Origin of the sequence: Microbulbifer sp. CNSA002 (assembly GCF_047324085.1) — a bacterium.
Taxonomy (GTDB): domain Bacteria; phylum Pseudomonadota; class Gammaproteobacteria; order Pseudomonadales; family Cellvibrionaceae; genus Microbulbifer.
This window is the reverse complement of the sequence record NZ_CP172449.1, coordinates 343,261-367,772: the sequence shown is the minus strand read 5'-3', so window position 1 is coordinate 367,772 and position 24,512 is coordinate 343,261. Positions and strand designations below refer to the sequence as shown.

Annotated in this window: 4 protein-coding genes; 1 reads left to right on the top strand and 3 read right to left on the bottom strand. The window is 48.5% G+C overall.

Going from position 1 to position 24,512, the window contains the following annotated elements; all coding sequences use genetic code 11:
- Positions 1–138: 138 nt before the first annotated feature.
- The 3 genes from ACG1BZ_RS01565 to ACG1BZ_RS01555 form a co-directional block, all read right to left on the bottom strand.
- Positions 139–18,561 (bottom strand): filamentous hemagglutinin N-terminal domain-containing protein, encoded by an 18,423-nt coding sequence (locus ACG1BZ_RS01565; protein WP_413664130.1) that lies wholly within the window; start codon positions 18,559–18,561, stop codon positions 139–141.
- A 59-nt stretch (positions 18,562–18,620) separates the two neighbouring features.
- Complete coding sequence (locus ACG1BZ_RS01560; RefSeq protein ID WP_413664129.1) at positions 18,621–20,558, bottom strand: ShlB/FhaC/HecB family hemolysin secretion/activation protein; 1,938 nt, start codon at positions 20,556–20,558, stop codon at positions 18,621–18,623.
- A 104-nt stretch (positions 20,559–20,662) separates the two neighbouring features.
- On the bottom strand, positions 20,663–23,284 hold the full coding sequence (locus tag ACG1BZ_RS01555; RefSeq protein ID WP_413664128.1) for a bifunctional serine/threonine-protein kinase/formylglycine-generating enzyme family protein: 2,622 nt from the start codon (positions 23,282–23,284) through the stop codon (positions 20,663–20,665).
- Between the two features lie 589 nt (positions 23,285–23,873).
- On the opposite strand from ACG1BZ_RS01555, the gene ACG1BZ_RS01550 reads away from it, so the two are divergent.
- Positions 23,874–24,362, top strand: coding sequence for an Hcp family type VI secretion system effector (locus tag ACG1BZ_RS01550; RefSeq protein WP_413664127.1), 489 nt, complete (start codon positions 23,874–23,876; stop codon positions 24,360–24,362).
- Positions 24,363–24,512 lie beyond the last annotated feature (150 nt).

The window sequence follows — 24,512 nt, the reverse complement described above, 5'->3', positions numbered from 1 at the left end:
GGCCTTTTTTCGTTTGGGTGATTTAATTTTCCAGCCCTCGCTTTTAACTCTTTCCTTTTCAAATCCCTACCATAAAAATTCCGGACATAAAAAAAGCCGGCCCCTAAAGACCGGCTTTTTTGCAAAGGGGAGTTTACTTTAGTGTCCTGCACTACCTCCATTAAACTCCCCAAGATCTACAGTAATATCGCTGGGCGCATCGCTGGTGCCCAGTTCGAGTTCAGCGTCAAACTTAGGTGCAGCTTCGACCTCCTCAGCAGCTGAAGCTACGGCGGGACTCAATTCCCCGGACCTGAGACGCATCTCAGGGGAGTTCACCGCATCGACACCACTACTGTAAGGCTTCACAGCGCTAAAGATCGCAGGGTCTACATGACTGAAATCCTCTACCGCATTTTGAACTGCTGACTTGAGGCCCTGGGATGCCTGAGCACCGGCAACTGACTGCAGCTCGTCACCAGTGCTGGTAACCGTCGGGATCTGGCCAATAAAGTCAGGCTCATAGTAACTGACGGAATAGATATCCACTGTATTGGTGACATCCATGCGGAGAGGGTTAGTCGCCTCACCAATGATGGTCCACAACTCAGTTTCCGTTCCCAAGGTCACAGCGGATGCTGTGATATGGGTATCTCCATAAGTTTCAGCAGTCAGGGTGCCAAAGCTGGAGCTGGCCAGGGAAACTGTGCCCCGCCCTGCATCGATCTCGTCAATAACGAGATCCCCTGCAGCCTGCACACTGATATTGATATCCGCACCCGAGGTGGCAACAGCCAAGACACTCACATCTGTCTCAATATCTACATCGCCACCAACAACCAGTTCGGCACGATCAGCGGTCAGGCTGCCACCGATAGTATCTGTTGAGCTGCTGGTAACATAAATATCGCCCTCGCCATCGTAGCCCAACCGCATATCGCTGAACTGGAGCCCGGCACCATTTTTATTGAAGCTTTCAGATCTACTTCCACCATCTTCAAAATCAAATGCCCGATCGGTCAAGACGGTAATACTGTCAGAGGTGTTATCCAGGTATTCGAAGCCAGCAAAACTGAAGTTACCTACCTGATTGCCACTGTTATAAAGCTCCCAGGTCGCACCGGACAAGTTGTATTGGAAATCATCAGATCCGCCACCACCAGCAAGCTCTACTTCCTGGCCAATATCAGTTTCTACCGTCAAGAAATCATTGCCGGCACCAAGGGAAATACTGTCAATCACAGTGCCAGAGAAGGTGACGGTATCGCTGCCAGCTCCAGTATCAATCCCTGCGAGTTCACCACCATTTAAATTAAACTCGTCAGCACCTGAACCGGCAATAATAGACTCGATGCCAGTAATCGTGAGTGATGTTCCACCACTGGAAACAGTGTGTTCAGAGTCATTGATATCCCAGACAGTATCAATATCTGCACCGTAAACGGTATCTGTGCCGGAACCCGCAGCAACACTATCCAGGTTGGCAAAAGTTACTCCGCCAATCGTCATGGTATCCAGAGCGCTAAACTCATACTCACCATCGATATCCTGGCCAGTATAACTTCCCGCCCCTTCTACGAGTTCGAGGTTATCAAAGTAGACGGTCAGGCCATTAACTTCAGCCTCCACACTGCCTTCAACAAGGGAGTTGCCGGAGCTGGTCGAGGTCCAGGTAGCTCCATCTGCACTAACCGTGTCGCTACCACCTGCGCCATCCACAGTTTCCAGCCCACTGAAGTCGATGCCTGCAACGCTGATATCGCCATCGGAGTTGAGGGTAAAGTTATCGTCACTGTCTGTAGCCACCAAGGTGTCATTACTGCCCGAAGTATTCACTTCTTCAAGGCCAGTAAAACTGATACCTGCCGTTGCTAATGCCTGGTCACCCTGCAATTCGAACTGAGCAGAATCATGGGTGTTTGTCAGGATAGAAGTGGCCGCACTGGAAATGCTATAGAAAGACAGTGAGCCGGCATCTACTTGATTATCAACACCAGTTAAAGAAAGCCCATCGCTGTAGGCACTGGCATCCAAGCTGTCGTCACCGCCATTACCATCGACCGCAGACATGCCGGATACGGTCATGCCGTAAACTTCCACATCTGCATCAGACTGCAGCACAAATGCGTCATCGCCAGTTGTAGCAACCAAATCGGCATTTACGGCAGTAAGGTTCTCGATATTGCTAAAAGTGATACTGCTGTTAACAGCCTCGTTGTCAGCTCCCGTCAGGCTCCAATCAGCACCATCTGCACCGATAGCAGTATCGTTACCACCTAGAGCATTAATAGTGCTCAATCCGGTAAAGGCGATATCGTAGCTGGTCGCTGCATTATCCCCGTCTACAGTAAAGCTATCCGCTCCACTAGTGCCTGTTAACGCCGAAGTTACAGCGCTGACGATGCCATCAAAAGTCAGGCTACCTGCCGTTACTTGATTGTCAGTGCCGGTGAGCGCCAGACCATCACTATAGGCGCTGGCATCCAGGCTATCATTACCCCCCTGACCATAGACTGCCGACATGCCTGAGACCGTCATACTGTAGACTTCGATGTCTCCAGTCGATTGCAGTGCAAAGGCATCCGCATTGCTGCTTCCCTGCAGGTCGGCATTGGTAGCAATAAGTGTTTCTACGCTGCTAAAAGTAATTCCACTATTCGTAGCCTCACTATCATTGCCCGTCAGAGTCCAATCGGCACCATCAGCTCCTGTCACAGTATCTGCACCACCAGCTGCATCAATGCTGCTCAGGCCAGTAAAGGCAATATCATAGATGGTAGTGGCGTTATCACTATCTATAGTGAAATTATCCGAGCCGCTGGTTGCAGTTAACGTTGAACTCTCTGCACTGAAGATGCTATTGAATATCAGAGCACCAGATTCTGCAGTAACCTGGTTATTTACTCCTGTCAGGGCCAAGCCATCACTGTAAGCACTGGCATCCAGGCTGTCATTACCGCCATTGCCCTCGACCGAAGACATGCCAGAAACCGCTATGCCATAAGCTTCAACATCGGCATCCGATTGCAGAACAAAGTCATCAGCACCTGTAGTGCCAATCAAATCCGCATTCACGGCTGTGAGGCTATCTATATTACTAAAGGTAATACCGCTGCCAGTGGCCTGGTTATCTGAGCCCGTTAGAGTCCAATCTTCACCATCGGCACCGGTCACACTGTCTGTGCCAGTACCTGTATCAATTGTACTTACACCGGCAAAAACAATGTCATAACTGGTGACGGCGTTGTCACCATTCACAGTAATACTATCCGCACCGCTCGTACCGGTCAGTGTCGAAGCTACCGCGCTTGCAATACCATCAAAAGTCAGGGAGCCTGCCGCTACCTGATTAGAAGCGCCAGTAAGTTTCAATCCATCACTGTAGGAACTGGCATCTAAACTATCCCCGCCGCCGTTGCCGTCCACTGCGGACATACCAGAGATAGTCATATCGTAAACTTCAACATCACCACCAGACTGCAACACGAAGGCATCAGCACTTGTCGTACCGACCAATTCTGCATTCACAGTAGTCAGACTATCTACATTGCTAAAGATGATCCCGCTGCTCGCAGCCTGATTGTCTGTACCGCTCAAGGTCCAGTCAGCCCCATCGGCGCCGATCACACTATCCGTGCCGCCATCTGCATCCAAGGTGCTTACACCGGTAAAGGCAATATCGTAGCTAGAGATAGCATTATCGCCGTCGACGGTAAAGTTATCTGCGCCACTAGTACCGGTTAGCGATGATGTCACAGCACTCGCAATACTGCTGAACGCAAGAGAACCGGCAGTTACCTGGCCGTTACTGCCCGTCAGTGTCAACCCGTCGCTATAGGCGCTAGCGTCCAGACTATCATCACCGCCATTCCCGTCCACCGCAGACATACCGGAGACGTTCATACCGTAAACTTCGATATCACCAACAGACTGTAATACAAAGGTGTCAGCATTGGCCGTGCCGACAAGGTTGGCATTTACAGCAGTGATAGTTTCTACATTGCTGAAAGTAATACTACTGTTAGTGGCCTCATAATCATTGCCGGTTAAAGTCCAATCAGCACCACTTGCACCAGTGACACTGTCTGCCCCCTCTCCCGCGTCGATGCTGTTCAGACCCGTAAAGGCTATGCCATAAATAGTGGTTGCGTTATCACTGTCTACCGTAAAGTTATCTGAACCGTTAGTAGCAGTAAGTGTCGCGGTAGTCGCACTGAAAATACCGTCGAAGGTAAGAGTGCCAGACTCTGCCGTTACCTCGTTACTGGTTCCCGTCAGGGCTAATCCATCACTATAAGCACTGGCATTCAGACTATCGCTACCGCCATTACCTTCTACCGCCGACATGCCGGATACTGTCATGCCGTAAACTTCAACATCCCCATCAGACTGCAGAATGAAGGAGTCCGCACCCGCAGTACCAATTAAACTTGCATTGGTTGCTGTCAGGGCTTCCACGCTATTAAAGGTAATACCACTGCCAGTGGCTTGGTTATCTGTGCCGGTCAGAGTCCAGTTCTCGCCATTAGCACCGGTGACACTGTCAACATCACCACTACCGTCAATAGTGCTGACACTAGTGAAGGCGATGTTATAACTGGTAACTTCGTTATCACCATCAACCGTGAAGCTATCCGCACCACTGCTACCAGTCAGTGCAGAAGTCACTGCACTCACAATACCGTCAAAAGTCAGGCTTCCGGATTCGGCCGTAACTTGATTGTTAGTGCCTGTCAGTGCCAGGCCAGCGCTGTAAGCACTGGCATCCAGGGTGTCGTCACCGCTGTTACCGGCCACCTCGGACATGCCGGAAACCGTCATGCCATTGACTTCGACATCGCCAGCAGAGGTCAAAACGAAATCTTCTACATTGGCAGTGCCCTGAAGGTTGGCATTACTGGCCACCAGAGTTTCCACACCGCTAAAAGTAATTTCGCTACTTTCTGCTTCGTTATCGTTGGAGGTTAGAGTCCAATCTGCTCCAGTAGCACCGGTAACACTATCTGTACCATTGCCAGTATCAACCGTACTTACATTGGTAAAGGCAATTTCATAACTGGTAACTTCGTTATCACCGTTAACGGTAAAGCTATCTGCACCGCTGGTGCCGGTTAGAGTTGAGGTTGCTGCGCTAAAAATATCATTGAAAACTAAGCTGCCGGACTCAGCCGTAACTTGATAGTCCGTTCCTGTCAGAGCTAAACCATCGCTGTAAGCACTGGCATCCAGGCTGTCGCTACCGCCATTGCCTTCAACAGAAGACATACCGGAAATAGTCATGTTGTAGATGGCGACATCTGCATCCGATTGCAGCACAAAAGCATCTGCACTGGCTGTACCTACCAGGTTTGCATTTACCGCGGTTAGGATTTCTACATTGCTAAACGTAATGCCATTGTTAATAGCTTCATAGTTGGTGCCGGTTAAGGTCCAATCTTTACCATCAGCACCGATAACACTGTCATCACCACCCAGTGCATCCACACTGCTAATACTGCTAAACGCAATTTCATTCGCCGTCAGTGCATTGGTACCGGTGACTTCAAACGAATCATCACTACTTGATGCCTGCAGGCTACCTCCACTCACACTGTCGATATTGCTAAACAAAATCGAGTTTGTTGAGGCTTGATTATCTGTGCCGGTCAGGGTGACAACACTGAGTGCAGTAACGCTATCTGTGCCGTTACCCGCATCAACGGTGCTAACACCGGTGAAGGCAATTTCATAACTGGTAACTTCATTATCACCATCAACGGTAAAGCTATCCGCGCCGCTAGTACCCGTTAGAGCCGAAGTTACTGCGCTGGCAATATTATTGAAAACCAGGCTGCCGGATTCAGCTGTAACTTGATAGTCCGTTCCCGTCAGAGCTAATCCATCACTATAGGCACTGGCATCCAGACTATCGCTACCGCCATTACCATCTACCTCTGATATACCAGATATCAGCAGATCGTAAACTTCAATATCGGCATCAGACCGCAATACAAATTCATCGGCTCCAGCACTACCTAAGAGGTCAGAATTGGTCGCGGCGATACTCTCTATATCATTGAAAGTTATACTGCTGCTAATTGCCTCATTATCAGCACCAGTCAAAGTCCAGCTGGCACCATCTACACCAGTCACACTATCAGCGCCATTTCCCGCATCAACTGTGCTAACACCGGTGAAGGCAATTTCATAACTGGTAACTTCATTATCACCATCAATGGTAAAGCTATCCGCGCCGCTGGTACCCGTTAGAGCCGAAGTTACAGCGCTGGCAATGTCATTGAAAACCAGGTTGCCGGATTCAGCTGTAACTTGATAGTCCGTCCCCGTCAGGGCTAATCCATCACTATAAGCACTGGCATTCAGACTATCGCTACCGCCATTACCTTCTACCGCCGACATGCCGGATACTGTCATGCCGTAAACTTCAACATCCCCATCAGACTGCAGAATGAAGGAGTCCGCACCCGCAGTACCAATTAAACTTGCATTGGTTGCTGTCAGGGCTTCCACGCTATTAAAGGTAATACCACTGCCAGTGGCTTGGTTATCTGTGCCGGTCAGAGTCCAGTTCTCGCCATTAGCACCGGTGACACTGTCAACATCACCACTACCGTCAATAGTGCTGACACTAGTGAAGGCGATGTTATAACTGGTAACTTCGTTATCACCATCAACCGTGAAGCTATCCGCACCACTGCTACCAGTCAGTGCAGAAGTCACTGCACTCACAATACCGTCAAAAGTCAGGCTTCCGGATTCGGCCGTAACTTGATTGTTAGTGCCTGTCAGTGCCAGGCCAGCGCTGTAAGCACTGGCATCCAGGGTGTCGTCACCGCTGTTACCGGCCACCTCGGACATGCCGGAAACCGTCATGCCATTGACTTCGACATCGCCAGCAGAGGTCAAAACGAAATCTTCTACATTGGCAGTGCCCTGAAGGTTGGCATTACTGGCCACCAGAGTTTCCACACCGCTAAAAGTAATTTCGCTACTTTCTGCTTCGTTATCGTTGGAGGTTAGAGTCCAATCTGCTCCAGTAGCACCGGTAACACTATCTGTACCATTGCCAGTATCAACCGTACTTACATTGGTAAAGGCAATTTCATAACTGGTAACTTCGTTATCACCGTTAACGGTAAAGCTATCTGCACCGCTGGTGCCGGTTAGAGTTGAGGTTGCTGCGCTAAAAATATCATTGAAAACTAAGCTGCCGGACTCAGCCGTAACTTGATAGTCCGTTCCTGTCAGAGCTAAACCATCGCTGTAAGCACTGGCATCCAGGCTGTCGCTACCGCCATTGCCTTCAACAGAAGACATACCGGAAATAGTCATGTTGTAGATGGCGACATCTGCATCCGATTGCAGCACAAAAGCATCTGCACTGGCTGTGCCTACCAGGTTTGCATTTACCGCGGTTAGGATTTCTACATTGCTAAACGTAATGCCATTGTTAATAGCTTCATAGTTGGTGCCGGTTAAGGTCCAATCTTTACCATCAGCACCGATAACACTGTCATCACCACCCAGTGCATCCACACTGCTAATACTGCTAAACGCAATTTCATTCGCCGTCAGTGCATTGGTACCGGTGACTTCAAACGAATCATCACTACTTGATGCCTGCAGGCTACCTCCACTCACACTGTCGATATTGCTAAACAAAATCGAGTTTGTTGAGGCTTGATTATCTGTGCCGGTCAGGGTGACAACACTGAGTGCAGTAACGCTATCTGTGCCGTTACCCGCATCAACGGTGCTAACACCGGTGAAGGCAATTTCATAACTGGTAACTTCATTATCACCATCAACGGTAAAGCTATCCGCGCCGCTAGTACCCGTTAGAGCCGAAGTTACAGCGCTGGCAATGTCATTGAAAACCAGGTTGCCGGATTCAGCTGTAACTTGATAGTCCGTCCCCGTCAGGGCTAATCCATCACTATAAGCACTGGCATTCAGACTATCGCTACCGCCATTACCTTCTACCGCCGACATGCCGGATACTGTCATGCCGTAAACTTCAACATCCCCATCAGACTGCAGAATGAAGGAGTCCGCACCCGCAGTACCAATTAAACTTGCATTGGTTGCTGTCAGGGCTTCCACGCTATTAAAGGTAATACCACTGCCAGTGGCTTGGTTATCTGTGCCGGTCAGAGTCCAGTTCTCGCCATTAGCACCGGTGACACTGTCAACATCACCACTACCGTCAATAGTGCTGACATTAGTGAAGGCGATGTTATAACTGGTAACTTCGTTATCACCATCAACCGTGAAGCTATCCGCACCACTGCTACCAGTCAGTGCAGAAGTCACTGCACTCACAATACCGTCAAAAGTCAGGCTTCCGGATTCGGCCGTAACTTGATTGTTAGTGCCTGTCAGTGCCAGGCCAGCGCTGTAAGCACTGGCATCCAGGGTGTCGTCACCGCTGTTACCGGCCACCTCGGACATGCCGGAAACCGTCATGCCATTGACTTCGACATCGCCAGCAGAGGTCAAAACGAAATCTTCTACATTGGCAGTGCCCTGAAGGTTGGCATTACTGGCCACCAGAGTTTCCACACCGCTAAAAGTAATTTCGCTACTTTCTGCTTCGTTATCGTTGGAGGTTAGAGTCCAATCTGCTCCAGTAGCACCGGTAACACTATCTGTACCATTGCCAGTATCAACCGTACTTACATTGGTAAAGGCAATTTCATAACTGGTAACTTCGTTATCACCGTTAACGGTAAAGCTATCTGCACCGCTGGTGCCGGTTAGAGTTGAGGTTGCTGCGCTAAAAATATCATTGAAAACTAAGCTGCCGGACTCAGCCGTAACTTGATAGTCCGTTCCTGTCAGAGCTAAACCATCGCTGTAAGCACTGGCATCCAGGCTGTCGCTACCGCCATTGCCTTCAACAGAAGACATACCGGAAATAGTCATGTTGTAGATGGCGACATCTGCATCCGATTGCAGCACAAAAGCATCTGCACTGGCTGTACCTACCAGGTTTGCATTTACCGCGGTTAGGATTTCTACATTGCTAAACGTAATGCCATTGTTAATAGCTTCATAGTTGGTGCCGGTTAAGGTCCAATCTTTACCATCAGCACCGATAACACTGTCATCACCACCCAGTGCATCCACACTGCTAATACTGCTAAACGCAATTTCATTCGCCGTCAGTGCATTGGTACCGGTGACTTCAAACGAATCATCACCACTTGATGCCTGCAGGCTACCTCCACTCACACTGTCGATATTGCTAAACAAAATCGAATTTGTTGAGGCTTGATTATCTGTGCCGGTCAGGGTGACAACACTGAGTGCAGTAACGCTATCTGTGCCGTTACCCGCATCAACGGTGCTAACACCGGTGAAAGCAATTTCATAACTAGTAACTTCATTATCACCATCAACGGTAAAGCTATCCGCGCCGCTAGTACCCGTTAGAGCCGAAGTTACTGCGCTGGCAATGTCATTGAAAACCAGATTGCCGGATTCAGCTGTAACTTGATAGTCCGTCCCGGTCAGGGCTAATCCGTCACTATAAGCACTGGCATTCAGACTATCGCTACCACCATTACCTTCTACCGCCGACATGCCGGAAACTGTCATGCCGTAAACTTCAACATCCGCATCAGACTGCAGAATGAAGGAGTCCGCACCCGCAGTACCAACCAAACTTGCATTGGTTGCTGTTAGGGCTTCTACGCTGCTAAAGGTAATGCCACTGCCAGTGGCTTGGTAATCTGTGCCGGTTAAAATCCAGTTTTGACCACTAAGACCAGTAACGCTATCGACACCACCCTTCGCATCGATATCGCCAGAAAAGCCACTGAAGCTGATATCGTTAGCAGTAACACTGGTACTGCTGGTCACTACGAAGGTATCTGCATTATCAGACCCCTCCAGGCTACCGCCCGTCACACTGTCGATGCCAAGAAAATCGATCGAGTTGGTTGTAGCTTCATTACCCGTCCCGGTTAGAGTTACAACGCTCTGCGCCACAACACTATCAGAACCGGATCCCGCATCGACTGTGTTTACACCGATGAAGGCAATTTCATAACTGCTAACTTCGTTATCACCGTTAACGGTAAAGCTATCTGCACCGCTGGTGCCGGTTAGAGTTGAGGTTGCTGCGCTAAAAATATCATTGAAAACTAAGCTGCCGGACTCAGCCGTAACTTGATAGTCCGTTCCTGTCAGAGCTAAACCATCGCTGTAAGCACTGGCATCCAGGCTGTCGCTACCGCCATTGCCTTCAACAGAAGACATACCGGAAATAGTCATGTTGTAGATGGCGACATCTGCATCCGATTGCAGCACAAAAGCATCTGCACTGGCTGTGCCTACCAGGTTTGCATTTACCGCGGTTAGGATTTCTACATTGCTAAACGTAATGCCATTGTTAATAGCTTCATAGTTGGTGCCGGTTAAGGTCCAATCTTTACCATCAGCACCGATAACACTGTCATCACCACCCAGTGCATCCACACTGCTAATACTGCTAAACGCAATTTCATTCGCCGTCAGTGCATTGGTACCGGTGACTTCAAACGAGTCATCACTACTTGATGCCTGCAGGCTACCTCCACTCACACTGTCGATATTGCTAAACAAAATCGAGTTTGTTGTGGCTTGATTATCTGTACCGGTCAGGGTGACAACACTGAGTGCAGTAACGCTATCTGTGCCGTTACCCGCATCAACGGTGCTAACACCGGTGAAGGCAATTTCATAACTGGTAACTTCATTATCACCATCAACGGTAAAGCTATCCGCGCCGCTAGTACCCGTTAGAGCTGAAGTTACAGCGCTGGCAATGTCATTGAAAACCAGGTTGCCGGATTCAGCTGTAACTTGATAGTCCGTCCCCGTCAGGGCTAATCCATCACTATAAGCACTGGCATTCAGACTATCGCTACCGCCATTACCTTCTACCGCCGACATGCCGGATACTGTCATGCCGTAAACTTCAACATCCGCATCAGACTGCAGAATGAAGGAGTCCGCACCCGCAGTACCAACCAAACTTGCATTGGTTGCTGTCAGGGCTTCCACGCTATTAAAGGTAATACCACTGCCAGTGGCTTGGTTATCTGTGCCGGTCAGAGTCCAGTTCTCGCCATTAGCACCGGTGACACTGTCAACATCACCACTACCGTCAATAGTGCTGACATTAGTGAAGGCGATGTTATAACTGGTAACTTCGTTATCACCATCAACCGTGAAGCTATCCGCACCACTGCTACCAGTCAGTGCAGAAGTCACTGCACTCACAATACCGTCAAAAGTCAGGCTTCCGGATTCGGCCGTAACTTGATTGTTAGTGCCTGTCAGTGCCAGGCCAGCGCTGTAAGCACTGGCATCCAGGGTGTCGTCACCGCTGTTACCGGCCACCTCGGACATGCCGGAAACCGTCATGCCATTGACTTCGACATCGCCAGCGGAGGTCAAAACGAAGTCTTCTACATTGGCAGTGCCCTGAAGGTTGGCACTACTGGCCACCAGAGTTTCCACACCGCTAAAAGTAATTTCGCTACTTTCTGCTTCGTTATCGTTGGAGGTTAGAATCCAATCTACTCCAGTAGCACCGGTAACACTATCTGTACCATTGCCAGTATCGACCGTACTTACATCGGTAAAGGCGATGCCATTGGCCGTAACCGCATTATCTCCATTTACGGTAAAGCTTTCGTCGTCACTGGTACCAGTAAGTAGAGAGGTCACGGCACTCACAATACCGCTAAAATTGAGAGACCCAGCGGTGACTTTATTCGCTGTGTCAGTAAGGGTCAGGCCAGCCGTATAAGCACTGGCATCCAAGGTGTCATCACCGTTATTGCCAACCACCTCGGACATACCGGAAACGGTCATGCCATTAACTTCGACATTGCCACCGGAGGTCAAAACGAATTCTTCTACACTGGCGGTACCCTGAAGACTGGCACTGTTGGCCACCAAGGTTTCCACATCACTAAAAGTAATACCGCTACTAGTTTCAGCTTCGTTATCGTTAGAGGTCAGAGTCCAGCTTTCACCGCTGGCGCCTGTAACACTATCATTGCCACCTGCGGCATCAATAGCGCTAAACCCTGCCGTATTTTCCACACTGATCCCATTGGCAGTGACTTCTGTAGTACTCACCACTACAAAGGTATCGTCATTTGCAGAGCCTACAAGGCTGCCACCAGCACTGATACTGTCAATATCGCTGAAAGTAATTAAGCTAGAGATCGCTTCATTGCTGGTACCTGTCAGGGTCACCGTGCCAACTGTGGTAACGCTATCGCTGCCCGTTCCTCCATCGACCGTACTTACATCGGTAAAGGCGATGCCATTGGCCGTAACCGCATTATCTCCATTTACGGTAAAGCTTTCGTCGTCACTGGTACCAGTAAGTAGAGAGGTCACGGCACTCACAATACCGCTAAAATTGAGAGACCCAGCGGTGACTTTATTCGCTGTGTCAGTAAGGGTCAGGCCAGCCGTATAAGCACTGGCATCCAAGGTGTCATTACCGCCATTGCCAACCACCTCAGACATACCGGAAACGGTCATGCCATTAACTTCGACATCGCCACCGGAAGTCAAAACAAATTCTTCTACACTGGCAGTACCTTGAAGATTGGCACTGCTAGCCACCAGGGTTTCTACATCAGTAAAAGTAATGCCGTTATTAGTCGCCTCATTAGCACTGCTTCCCAGTGTCCAGTCTTCTCCACTAACCCCAGTAACACTATCTGTGCCACCCATTGCATCAACACTGTCTATATCGCTGAATGCAATCTGATTAGCCTTCAGGGATTCAAAGCCAGTTACCTCAAAGGTATCGTCCCCTGACGAAGCCTCCAGGCTACCCCCACTAACACTTTCAATATCGCTGAAAGTAATTAGGCTTGAAGTCGCTTCATAGTCAGTTCCTGTCAGAACCACTGTGTCGATCGCAGTGAGACTATCACTACCCGTGCCTGCATCAACTGTATCCACTTCAGTGAAGCTGATACCTGCGGCATTCAAGGCATTATTACCAGTGACTGTGAAACTATCTGCACCACTAGTACCGATAAGTGCTGAAGAAACCGCATCAGTAATGTTGTAAAACACTAATGTGTCGGCGATGACCTTATTATCCGTGTCGGTGAGTGTCAGGCCATCATCAAAACTCTTGGCATCTAGGGTGTCACTACCATCGTTGCCAAACACTTCGGACATACCGGAAACAGTCATGCCATTGACTTCGACATCGCCAGCAGAGGTCAAAACGAAGTCTTCTACATTGGCAGTCCCCTGAAGGTTGGCACTACTGGCCACCAGAGTTTCCACACCGCTAAAAGTAATTTCGCTACTTTCTGCTTCGTTATCGTTGGAGGTTAGAGTCCAATCTGCTCCAGTAGCACCGGTAACACTATCTGTGCCATTGCCAGTATCAACCGTACTTACATCAGTAAAAGCGATACCATTAGCCGTAACCGCATTGTCTCCATTTACGGTAAAACTCTCGTCGTCACTGGTACCGGTAAGCAGGGAGGTCACGGCACTCACAATGCCGCTAAAGTTGAGAGAACCAGTCGTGACTTTATTCGCTGTGTCAGTAAGAGTCAGGCCAGCACTATAAGCACTGGCATCCAGGGTGTCGTCACCGCTGTTACCAGCTACCTCGGACATGCCGGAAACGGTCATGCCATTGACTTCGACATCGCCAGCGGAGGTCAAAACGAAGTCTTCTACATTGGCAGTGCCCTGAAGGTTGGCACTACTGGCCACCAGAGTTTCCACACCGCTAAAAGTAATTTCGCTACTTTCTGCTTCGTTATCGTTGGAGGTTAGAGTCCAATCTACTCCAGTAGCACCGGTAACACTATCTGTGCCATTGCCAGTATCGACCGTACTTACATCGGTAAAGGCGATGCCATTGGCCGTAACCGCATTATCTCCATTTACGGTAAAGCTTTCGTCGTCACTGGTACCAGTAAGTAGAGAGGTCACGGCACTCACAATACCGCTAAAATTGAGAGACCCAGCGGTGACTTTATTCGCTGTGTCAGTAAGGGTCAGGCCAGCCGTATAAGCACTGGCATCCAAGGTGTCATCACCGTTATTGCCAACCACCTCGGACATACCGGAAACGGTCATGCCATTAACTTCGACATTGCCACCGGAGGTCAAAACGAATTCTTCTACACTGGCAGTACCCTGAAGACTGGCACTGTTGGCCACCAAGGTTTCCACATCACTAAAAGTAATACCGCTACTAGTTTCAGCTTCGTTATCGTTAGAGGTCAGAGTCCAGCTTTCACCGCTGGCGCCTGTAACACTATCATTGCCACCTGCGGCATCAATAGCGCTAAACCCTGCCGTATTTTCCACACTGATTTCATTGGCAGTGATTTCTGTATCGCTTATCACGACAAAGGTATCGTCATTTTCAGAGCCAGTGAGGCTGCCGCTAGTGCTGATACTGTCAATATCGCTGAAAGTAATTAAGCTAGAGATCGCTTCATTGCTGGTACCTGTCAGGGTCACCGTGCTAGCCGTGGTAACGCTATCGCTGCCCGTTCCTCCATCGACCGTAATTACATCGGTAAAGGCGATGCCATTGGCCGTAACCGCATTATCTCCATTTACGGTAAAGCTTTCGTCGCCACTGGTACCAGTGAGTAGAGAGGTCACGGCACTCACAATACCGCTAAAATTGAGAGACCCAGCGGTGACTTTATTCGCTGTGTCAGTAAGGGTCAGGCCAGCCGTATAAGCACTGGCATTCAAGGTGTCATCACCGTTATTGCCAACCACCTCGGACATACCGGAAACGGTCATGCCATTAACTTCGACATTGCCACCAGAGGTCAAAACGAATTCTTCTACACTGGCAGTACCCTGAAGACTGGCACTGTTGGCCACCAAGGTTTCCACATCACTAAAAGTAATACCGCTACTAGTTTCAGCTTCGTTATCGTTAGAGGTCAGAGTCCAGCTTTCACCGCTGGCGCCTGTAACACTATCATTGCCACCTGCGGCATCAATAGCGCTAAACCCTGCCGTATTTTCCACACTGATTTCATTGGCAGTGATTTCTGTATCGCTTATCACGACAAAGGTATCGTCATTTTCAGAGCCAGTGAGGCTGCCGCTAGTGCTGATACTGTCAATATCGCTGAAAGTAATTAAGCTAGAGATCGCTTCATTGCTGGTACCTGTCAGGGTCACCGTGCTAGCCGTGGTAACGCTATCGCTGCCCGTTCCTCCATCGACCGTAATTACATCGGTAAAGGCGATGCCATTGGCCGTAACCGCATTATCTCCATTTACGGTAAAGCTTTCGTCGCCACTGGTACCAGTGAGTAGAGAGGTCACGGCACTCACAATACCGCTAAAATTGAGAGACCCAGCGGTGACTTTATTCGCTGTGTCAGTAAGGGTCAGGCCAGCCGTATAAGCACTGGCATTCAAGGTGTCATCACCGTTATTGCCAACCACCTCGGACATACCGGAAACGGTCATGCCATTAACTTCGACATTGCCACCGGAGGTCAAAACGAATTCTTCTACACTGGCAGTACCCTGAAGACTGGCACTGTTGGCCACCAAGGTTTCCACATCACTAAAAGTAATACCGCTACTAGTTTCAGCTTCGTTATCGTTAGAGGTCAGAGTCCAGCTTTCACCGCTGGCGCCTGTAACACTATCATTGCCACCTGCGGCATCAATAGCGCTAAACCCTGCCGTATTTTCCACACTGATTTCATTGGCAGTGATTTCTGTATCGCTTATCACGACAAAGGTATCGTCATTTTCAGAGCCAGTGAGGCTGCCGCTAGTGCTGATACTGTCAATATCGCTGAAAGTAATTAAGCTAGAGATCGCTTCATTGCTGGTACCTGTCAGGGTCACCGTGCTAGCCGTGGTAACGCTATCGCTGCCCGTTCCTCCATCGACCGTAATTACATCGGTAAAGGCAATACCGTTCACCGTGACCGCATTATCACTATTCACGGTGAAGCTTTCGTTACCACTAGTGCCGGTCAGCGTTAATGTCTCTGCGTCAGTAATTCCTTTAAAGAGCAAAGAGCCAGCAGTAACCTGGCTAGATTCGCCATTGAGGGCTAAACCAGCATCAAAAGCTGTAGCATCAAGAGTGTCATCGCCACTTCTGCCGCGTACCTCAGTCATACCTGAAACGGTCATGCCATTGACTGCGACATCACCGCCTGAGGTCAGAACGAACTCTTCTATACCAGAGGTACCCCGTAGATAGGTATTAGTAGCCTCCAGGATTTCTACATCGCTAAAAGTAATATCGCTACTTTCAGCTTCGTTATCGTTGGAGGTCAGAGTCCACCTTTCACCATCCTCTCCAATAACATTGTCTTCACCACCTGCGGCATTAATAGCGCTAAACCCTGCCGTATTTTCCACACTAATTTCATTGGCAGTGATTTCTGTATCGCTTATCACGACAAAGGTATCGTCATTTTCAGAGCCTGTGAGGCTGCCGCTAGTGCTGATACTGTCAATATTACTAAACGTAATTAAGCTCGTTTCGGCTTCGTTATCCACTCCTGTCAGGGTCGTAGCATCGATCGCAACGATACTATTATCACCGCCACCTAAATCGACCTCTTCAACGCTATTGAAAGAAAGAGTATCGAGCGTAAATGCATTATCACCAGTGATGGTTATTGCATTATCACTATCTGACAAAGTGAAAATATCAGTGCCGGTTCCACCTGTAACTGTACCTGTACCTGTTACAAAAATATCACCTAACGTATTGGTAGTATTAGAGCCCGTTTGATAACCCACATTCAATAGAAAGTCGGCAGCTGAGATGGTGCCAGAATTGGTAAATGCCCCACCAACCTTCACATCAAGCAGACCAGCATCAAAAGCTATATTTCCGGCGTTCGTGAAATCTCCTCCCGCCAAAATTTCAAGTCCGCCTGCTGTATCATTAGTAATGCTATATCCACTTTCAATTAATACATTACTATAAGAGTTCAGAGTAAGTGTGGTGTCTTCATCCCAATCGATATCAGCGAGAACTCGAATACCGTCAGAAAAATCACTTGTAGTAGGGTCTGCCGGAGTCACGCTTCCATCAGGACCGCTTCCGGAATCTTCATCGGTTAGCAGAATTTCTACGTCAGAACCGCTAAGGGCAGTCACTAGAGAAGTTACTGAAATACAGTTTGCTGAGGAACAGTCATCTTCAATAATATCCATCCAGCCTGGATCTAACAGCCAGAGACCATTCTCCCCATCGCCATGGCTAAGGGTAGAGATAGACATATTCCCTTCATCCAGATCCAGATAGATCTTGCCAGAAGTTTCTATCAAACCACCATCACCGCCATCAGTCCCTGACTCCGCAAGAACTGTACCGCCAAACTTTGTGGTGACATCGGACCAAACAATGACAGTACCGCCATCGGCGTTACCAACGCCACTAGCATCGATATAAGCGTCCGCTGTAACCGTAGTTGTTTCAGCATTGCGAATATCAACGTTATTTCCTTGATAATCTCCACCAATAAGGACTTTGCCACCAGAGGAAGTGCCACTAGCATTAATATTCCCGCTGACAATGACTTCATCACCTAAAACAGCAACATCACCACCATTGCCAGAGTCAGCCGCTACTGAAATATCTCCGCGGAGCTCGGCAAAATCGCCCTCCAATACAACCTCACCACCAGCGCTACCTGATGCATCTAGGGTTCCGTTACTAACAACACCAGAGCCAGAACCAAATAGACGAATCTTTCCACCACTGGTATCGATACCACGCGCGGTAATCGTACCCTCATTGTTCACTGCAGCAGTAAACAAGTCACCGGACACGCTGGCTTCCATTAAAACCTGAGCGCCTTCAATGGCTCCTTCATTTAATACAGCACTGTCAAGTCCTAGGTCATTTTCCATAACCTCTTTGGTGACTTTGATACCTATCATTCCATCGGCATCAAAAGTTAATAAGGCTTCATCGGCTGCTGCCAAGCTGACGAGCTCAGCACTGATCAAGCCGGTAGACGAGTTTGTAACCTGCTTACCTACCAGGATCGCGCTGGATGCATTAATTACTCCGCGGTTAACAACAACACCAGAAGAACCCGACTCACCTTTAAAGGCAAAATCACCATTCATAAAGTCTTCTGGGCTCATATCAAGCCCAGAAGCGGTTATAGCGCCGACATTAACTGTGGCTGTTTCAGTAAAAAGAACTCCTCGCGGATTCACCAGGATAACGTGTCCGTTGGCCTCTATCGCACCTTGAATGGTAGTGACATCCTGATCCAGAATTCGGTTAAGTACGATAGAAGAGGAGTCCGGCTGTAGGAATTGGATCAGCTCTTCTTCGCTTAAGTTAAAAGAATCCCAGTCAATTGATAACAGGTCTGTTACCTGATCAACCGTTGTTGTAGCCCCGTCAACATCAATAGTGCCGCTACCGCCGGTTACCACTCCGCCTTCAGGTCCGGCATGAACAATCGGACTAATTAGCCCTGCAAACAGACCAGCATAGGCAAAACTTGACACCTTAATGGCACTTGCTAATTTTCTTAACTCAAGCTTTTTGTTTTTGGCTTTCATACCAGCACCTTGCGAAGAGGAACCTTGCTACTTATAGGTTTCTAGGAAACAGTATTTGTTCAGTTATAAAAAACGGAGAAATCAGCGTAGACGGTGGGTTCGTCTTTACCAATTGCTATATTCGTTATCGAGGAACTCGACATAATTGGCCAGGCTACAGAGACCTTACTCGAGAAGCTGTCACTCCAATTCATCTTAAACAGCATTCCGCCTCCAGAAAATCGAGCCCAATCATCCTCAAGGGAATCTTCATAATTATTTACATAGCCATATCCAACATCAGCGATCAGTGCAACTTGGAAAATATCATTCAAACGCTGATTGAACAGAATTGGATTCATGAACTCAGGAAAATTGACATACCACTCTGCAGAAACGACGGCTCCCATATCAGCAGAAAAATCTCTTGCAGAGAAAGCACGCACGCCATTAGCACCACCGAGAGACAATTGCTCAAATCCAGGAAGGCTGCTTTCACTATACTGTGCTCTTCCTTTTACGATCAGCCTTGAATGGTCATCAGTAAAGGGCATTGGAAGGAAGATCAGAGAGCTGGTATTAATTGCCAACTTATTAAATTCATCTCCCCTTCCTTCCTCAACCGTATTTTGATGCTCACCATACTGCGCGGTCGCACTCAATATATTCAGCATGGAAAGGAAACCATTAGAGAGACTATCCATATAGACACCAACTTCACCCCCATAGACGTGATCGCTGGTGAACTCAATAATCCCTTCCAAATCTGATTTCTTTTCTGTTAGGCCAAAGGAACCTGTGAAGTTAAAATCCCTTGAACGCCGAAATTTATGATCTAAAGACAGCGCGTAACTTTTGTTTACACCCGAAATTTCCAGTAAGTTAATTACGTTATCGTCATCTTCTTCATCAAAAAGATTAAACTCATTGTGATCTGCAGATATTTCCAGTCGAGTGCGTGGGCCAAATAAAGGAAAACTATACCTAAACTGTCCGAGGTCAGAGCCATAATAGCTGTTAGACCCTGGATTTGACTTTAGGTACCCTAAAGTTAAAGCATCACCGATTCCTAGAGGATTCAACCAGTCTACGGTTGCATAAACCCTTTCACTACCGGTATACAGAGAACCGTGATTATCAGCTCTAAATGAAGCGCGCCAGGAATCCGACTCACGTACTTTTAAATTAAGCTTGGTTTCACCGGGGTTGTCGCCCGCACTAAAGTAGCCGGTAACGTTTAAGCCTGGCAGGTCATTAAGTAAATATAACCCTTCCTCGATATTCTCGTGATTTACCAGATGGCCACGCTGATCTTCAAAGGGTTCTGCCAGTTTTTCGTCTGTGTACTCTTCGTTATCTTCAGCAACAACCTGCCCTAGAAGCCCCTCCTGTACCGTAAGAGTGACCACTCCATTTTCTACGTCTTGAGCGGGAATTTGCACTTGGGCCAAAAACAGCCCCTGGCGACGATAGAAGCTTGTCAATTCAGCAGCAATCTCTTCGAGATCGCCATAGCTTAAGCCTCTCTCTTTATTTTGTTTTTCAATTACACTTACCAGCTTCTTAAGCTCAGCAGGCCCCAAGCCACCAGGATTAAATTGAGCATTCATATTGCCCAGTAATATTGCCAGCTCTTCCAGGTTGTCTACGGTATAACCGCTAGCGAGGATTTGATCCTCTTTCATAAATTTAGCCCGAAGTTCCTCTGCCATTTCCTCTACGGTTTCCCGGGAAATACCAAATTCGGGATACTCTTCTAAGCGATGAAACTTAAATTCTTTTACAGTAATCCGCGGCCCCTGATTTCTCTGAGAGATTTCAGGAATTTCTGTATTTAAGTTGGGGTCTTCAGCTTCATAAGTACGCTGGAGAAAGTCTTGGGTTACATCCACTTCATTAATAGTAGACGTATCCTGATTAAAAGCTTCCCGCACTCGGTTGCGAAAACTAGATCCATCCTCCTGGGCAAAAGCCGGTACTTGCGATACAAGAAAGCCAGCACCTACAAATAATGCCAACTTACTTTTTCCTAGCCCAAGCATATTTCCCCCAGTTTTAATCTCTTAATCTTTAATCTAACCAACTCAACTATCGTATCGATATTCGCTGGTAATTGTTTAATCTAGTTAACATCTCTAACAACACGGAAACCAGTAAACTCATCGGGCTGGCCATTATGAAGCTTCTTGGTTGTTGCCAGACAACGGCTCATTGGATCAATGCGGCTACCTCCCAAAGCGAGCAATTCGCCCTCTGTACCTAATCCCCACTCCTGGACATTACCTACAGCATTAAGCAATCCAAACCCGTTAGAGGAGCCAGCTCGGGCAGGTACTAACTCAGCACCTTTTTCAATACCGCCATACTTCAAATGACAGTTTCGATCCGCTACTTCGTCTTCCCCCCTGGCACTTGCAGCAGCAAACCACTCCTGCTCAGAAGGTAGGCGGTAGCGATAGCCGGTCTCATCACTGAGCCAGCTTAAATAAGCCTCTGCAGTCGCCAGGGATAAGTTATTTACCGGCAAGTCCGTTGCTTCTGGAGTCTGCTCTCCGCACTGACCAGCAATGCGGCAGAATTGAGCCAACTCAGTACTGCTCACCTCATATTTACCCACAGCCAGTGGCCGGCCACTCAAACCTTTAATCACCACCATTGCAGGCCCCTTGCTGCCATCCGCAAGACGATCACGACAGGTGTAACGATCACCACGCCGACCGCTGCCCGGAACCAGGTGCCCACAAAAATCCAGCTTAAAGTCTTTCAGTGGTTGGTATGCAGGCAGTAGAGCCCTGAATTGATCAACCAGGGCTTCCGTCTGAATCGGATCCTTGGTTCCGAGATTGGATGCGCAATTTACCAACTCTTCGCCCACCACTGGACGGATCTTCAAGGCTTTTGCACTGTCCAGCTTTGCCAGGCTGGACAACTGTGAACCTATTGCAGTGGCACTCATGGAAAAGCTGCAGGTGAGTGCTACTTCCATATCATCGAGCACAGCATCAATCTGCTGTTGCTTTTGCGCAGCCAGGCGGCGACGCTCCGCCCGCTCTTCCGCCAGGCGGATACGCTCGGCTTCACGCTCTTCAGCAATCCGCTCCGCTTCAAGGCGAGCGCGAAGATTCTCTCTATCATTCGCCAGCTGGGTTTTGATAGCCTCAGCTTCTTTAGACTCACCATACCAGTTGGCAACCCCCGCCAGCATGACATCGGCCTGATCAAGGTTACCCAGGTTTAACTGGCCGGTTGCAGCAGCCAGGAAAAGCTCTGATACCTGGCGACGGGAGGAATCCAGGAACTCTTTATCCGTAGGGTTCAGCTCAGAGTACTCCTCTAACTCCAGCTGAAGGTCTCGCTCCCAGGCTGGGGTCAAAATACTCAGGCCAATCAAGCGAGTGATGGCCTCTTTCTTATCAGCAATACGCCTGGCCAATAGCTCCTGTTCGTGCTTGCGTTCGAGCTCAATTCTGACTCGCTCTTGCTCTACAGCATTTTGCTGCTGCAGATGGCCATAACCCACTACAGCACCGCCCAACACCATGACAAACGCACTGCCTAGTACCCACTTCCAGGCATGGCTAACAAAGAACGCCTGTACAAACTTCTCTACGGTACTAGTGCGGTTTTCGCGCTTTAGTTCGAGTGCTGACTCAAGTGCGCGCCACTGCCTGCGATTAAGCCCTTTGATCCGCTTGGGCCGCAGGCCCTGCTCCATGGCCTTATCGGCAGGTGTCTTGTCATAAGGGTGGCGCCCGCAGAATAGTTCGTAGGCAACACAACCCAACGCAAATACATCATCACTTGGTGCCGGTTCAGCTCCCTTGAGCATCTCAAGGCTCGCATATGCCGGAGTTAGGGCTCCAAGAGTGCCAGCGTCAAATACTGTCGTTTCGCCAGCTTTATTTGCGATTCCCCCTTCAGAAACAGCTCGGGCAATACCGAAGTCAAATACTTTTGCACCTTTCTTATTGGTGACAAAAATATTGCCTGGCTTAAAGTCCGAGTGAACAATTTTATGGGAGTGGGCATATATCAGGGCTTGGGAGATATCCCAAAATACCGAGCGGGCACGCTCGGGCTCCAACCCAACATCGGCATGATCGCGCAACAACTTGTCCAATGGAGCACCCTCAAGGAACTCCATTGTCATAAATACGCGATCTCCATCGCGGTCAAAATCGTAAACCGTTACGATATTTGGGTGAGCAAGCGTTTGTGACTTGCGCGCTTCCCGCTGGAGAGAAATAAAAGCATCGGGGTGCTTTTGGAAATCATCATTAAGCAGCTTGATAGCGACATAGGGCTCGCTGTCACTGGCTTCTAATTTACGGCGGTCAAGGGCTTTGTAAACTGCCCCCATTCCCCCAACACCCAGGAGTTTGTCAAGCTCAAATCGACCTTTGATTACAGTTTTGGTCACTGCATTTGAGCCGGAAGCTTCAAAGGGTTCAGGTATTACTGCCGAATCGGCAGAAACCCCACCCAAAACTTCATTGGCCCCAGCCCCACTTCCCATCCGATTAGGATTAGGGGAAGGCGCAAAGACAGTAGCATCTGAGCTAAAGCTGGCAGCAGCCGAAGGGATTACCGGTTGGGCACCTTTAACCGGAGGGTGATCATTTGCTCCAGTCTTATCCTGCTGCACAACAACGGTGATATCACCATCTTCTGTCAGCCCGCTGGTTGATTGGCCTGAGCCCGGCGGAGTGTCACTCGGCCGAACAATACGCGTCTTATCGTTCAATTCCGCCTCCATGGGAAACCATTACGACACATCCAAATCCGCAAAAACTTTGTTATTGATCTAATGGGCAAGGCAATAAAGTAGGGTGCGAAGTATATCGAACAGCCTATGTGGCAACAATGAATCAATATTCAAATAAATTTGCCTTAACACGCCATCAAACTATTATTTTGATCCAGCCCCCGAAAACACTGAGTATCACTTCTCTATATGGCTGAATTACATATTATTACAAAGCAAGCTTATCAAAAAAATACCAGTAAATGCTTTCAAATAGATATTTGACTGTCAATCGATATCCATGACTCAAACCACTTATTTATCCCCATTAGAGGTTTGTTACTTTTTAGCAATATTAAATTAGTGTCAGAGTCAATTAGGGCAAACGGGCATAAATCGTAACAGCATAAAATTGCCTCTCGAAATTAGTGCCAGAGTCGATTAAATAACTCGAAAATTAGTTTGTTTTTAGCTTTCTCTTTGTTTAAATCATCACAGTTGCCACCGCGACGACCACCTGAACTACTGCGAATCGCGGTGGTAAGGGATTAACCACCAACATCACACGCCAACTAATGAGGGACATCCCATGGCTATCTACATGAACTACAACAACAAAGCCATCAAAGGCAATGTTACTGCTTCCGGCTACGAGGACTGGATCGAAATTGACAGCTTCAACTTCGGTGTTGGCCGCGGCATTACCATGGAAGCTGGCGCCATGTCAAACCGCGAAGCTTCTCGCCCAAGCCTGAGCGAAGTAAGCTTCACCAAGCGCATCGACGCTGCTTCCGGCGGTCTGTTCAAATCTTCTGTAACCGGTGACGAAGGTGTTACCGTTGAGATCCACGTAGTACAAACCGGTGCTAACTCTGTAGAGAAGTACGCTGTTTACAAACTGGAAAACACCCTGATTTCCTCCTACAGCATCGGTGCTTCCGCTGGTGGCGCTCCGGCTGAGTCTGTATCCCTGAGCTACGCTAAAATCGAAGCGGACCTCAACCACGCAGACAAGACCAACAAGAACCCCAAAAATATGCGTGTTGGATACGACCTGGAAACAGCCAAGCCGCTGTAAGCCAGCAGAACCTGATCTGCATATACAATGGTCTGCAGGAAATTCTGCAGACCATTATTTAGCAGTTATTTAGCTGAGCGCTTATTGAGTTTTCAGCTAAATAACTGAATGTATAATAACTAGTACTATTCTCCAAGGCACCGTAGGGAT

Bases quoted from the DNA above. Each gene is read 5' to 3' on its own strand.
- ACG1BZ_RS01550 (WP_413664127.1), top strand. From the start codon at position 23,874: ATGGCTATCTACATGAACTACAACAACAAAGCCATCAAAGGCAATGTT.
- ACG1BZ_RS01565 (WP_413664130.1), bottom strand. From the start codon at position 18,561: ATGAAAGCCAAAAACAAAAAGCTTGAGTTAAGAAAATTAGCAAGTGCC.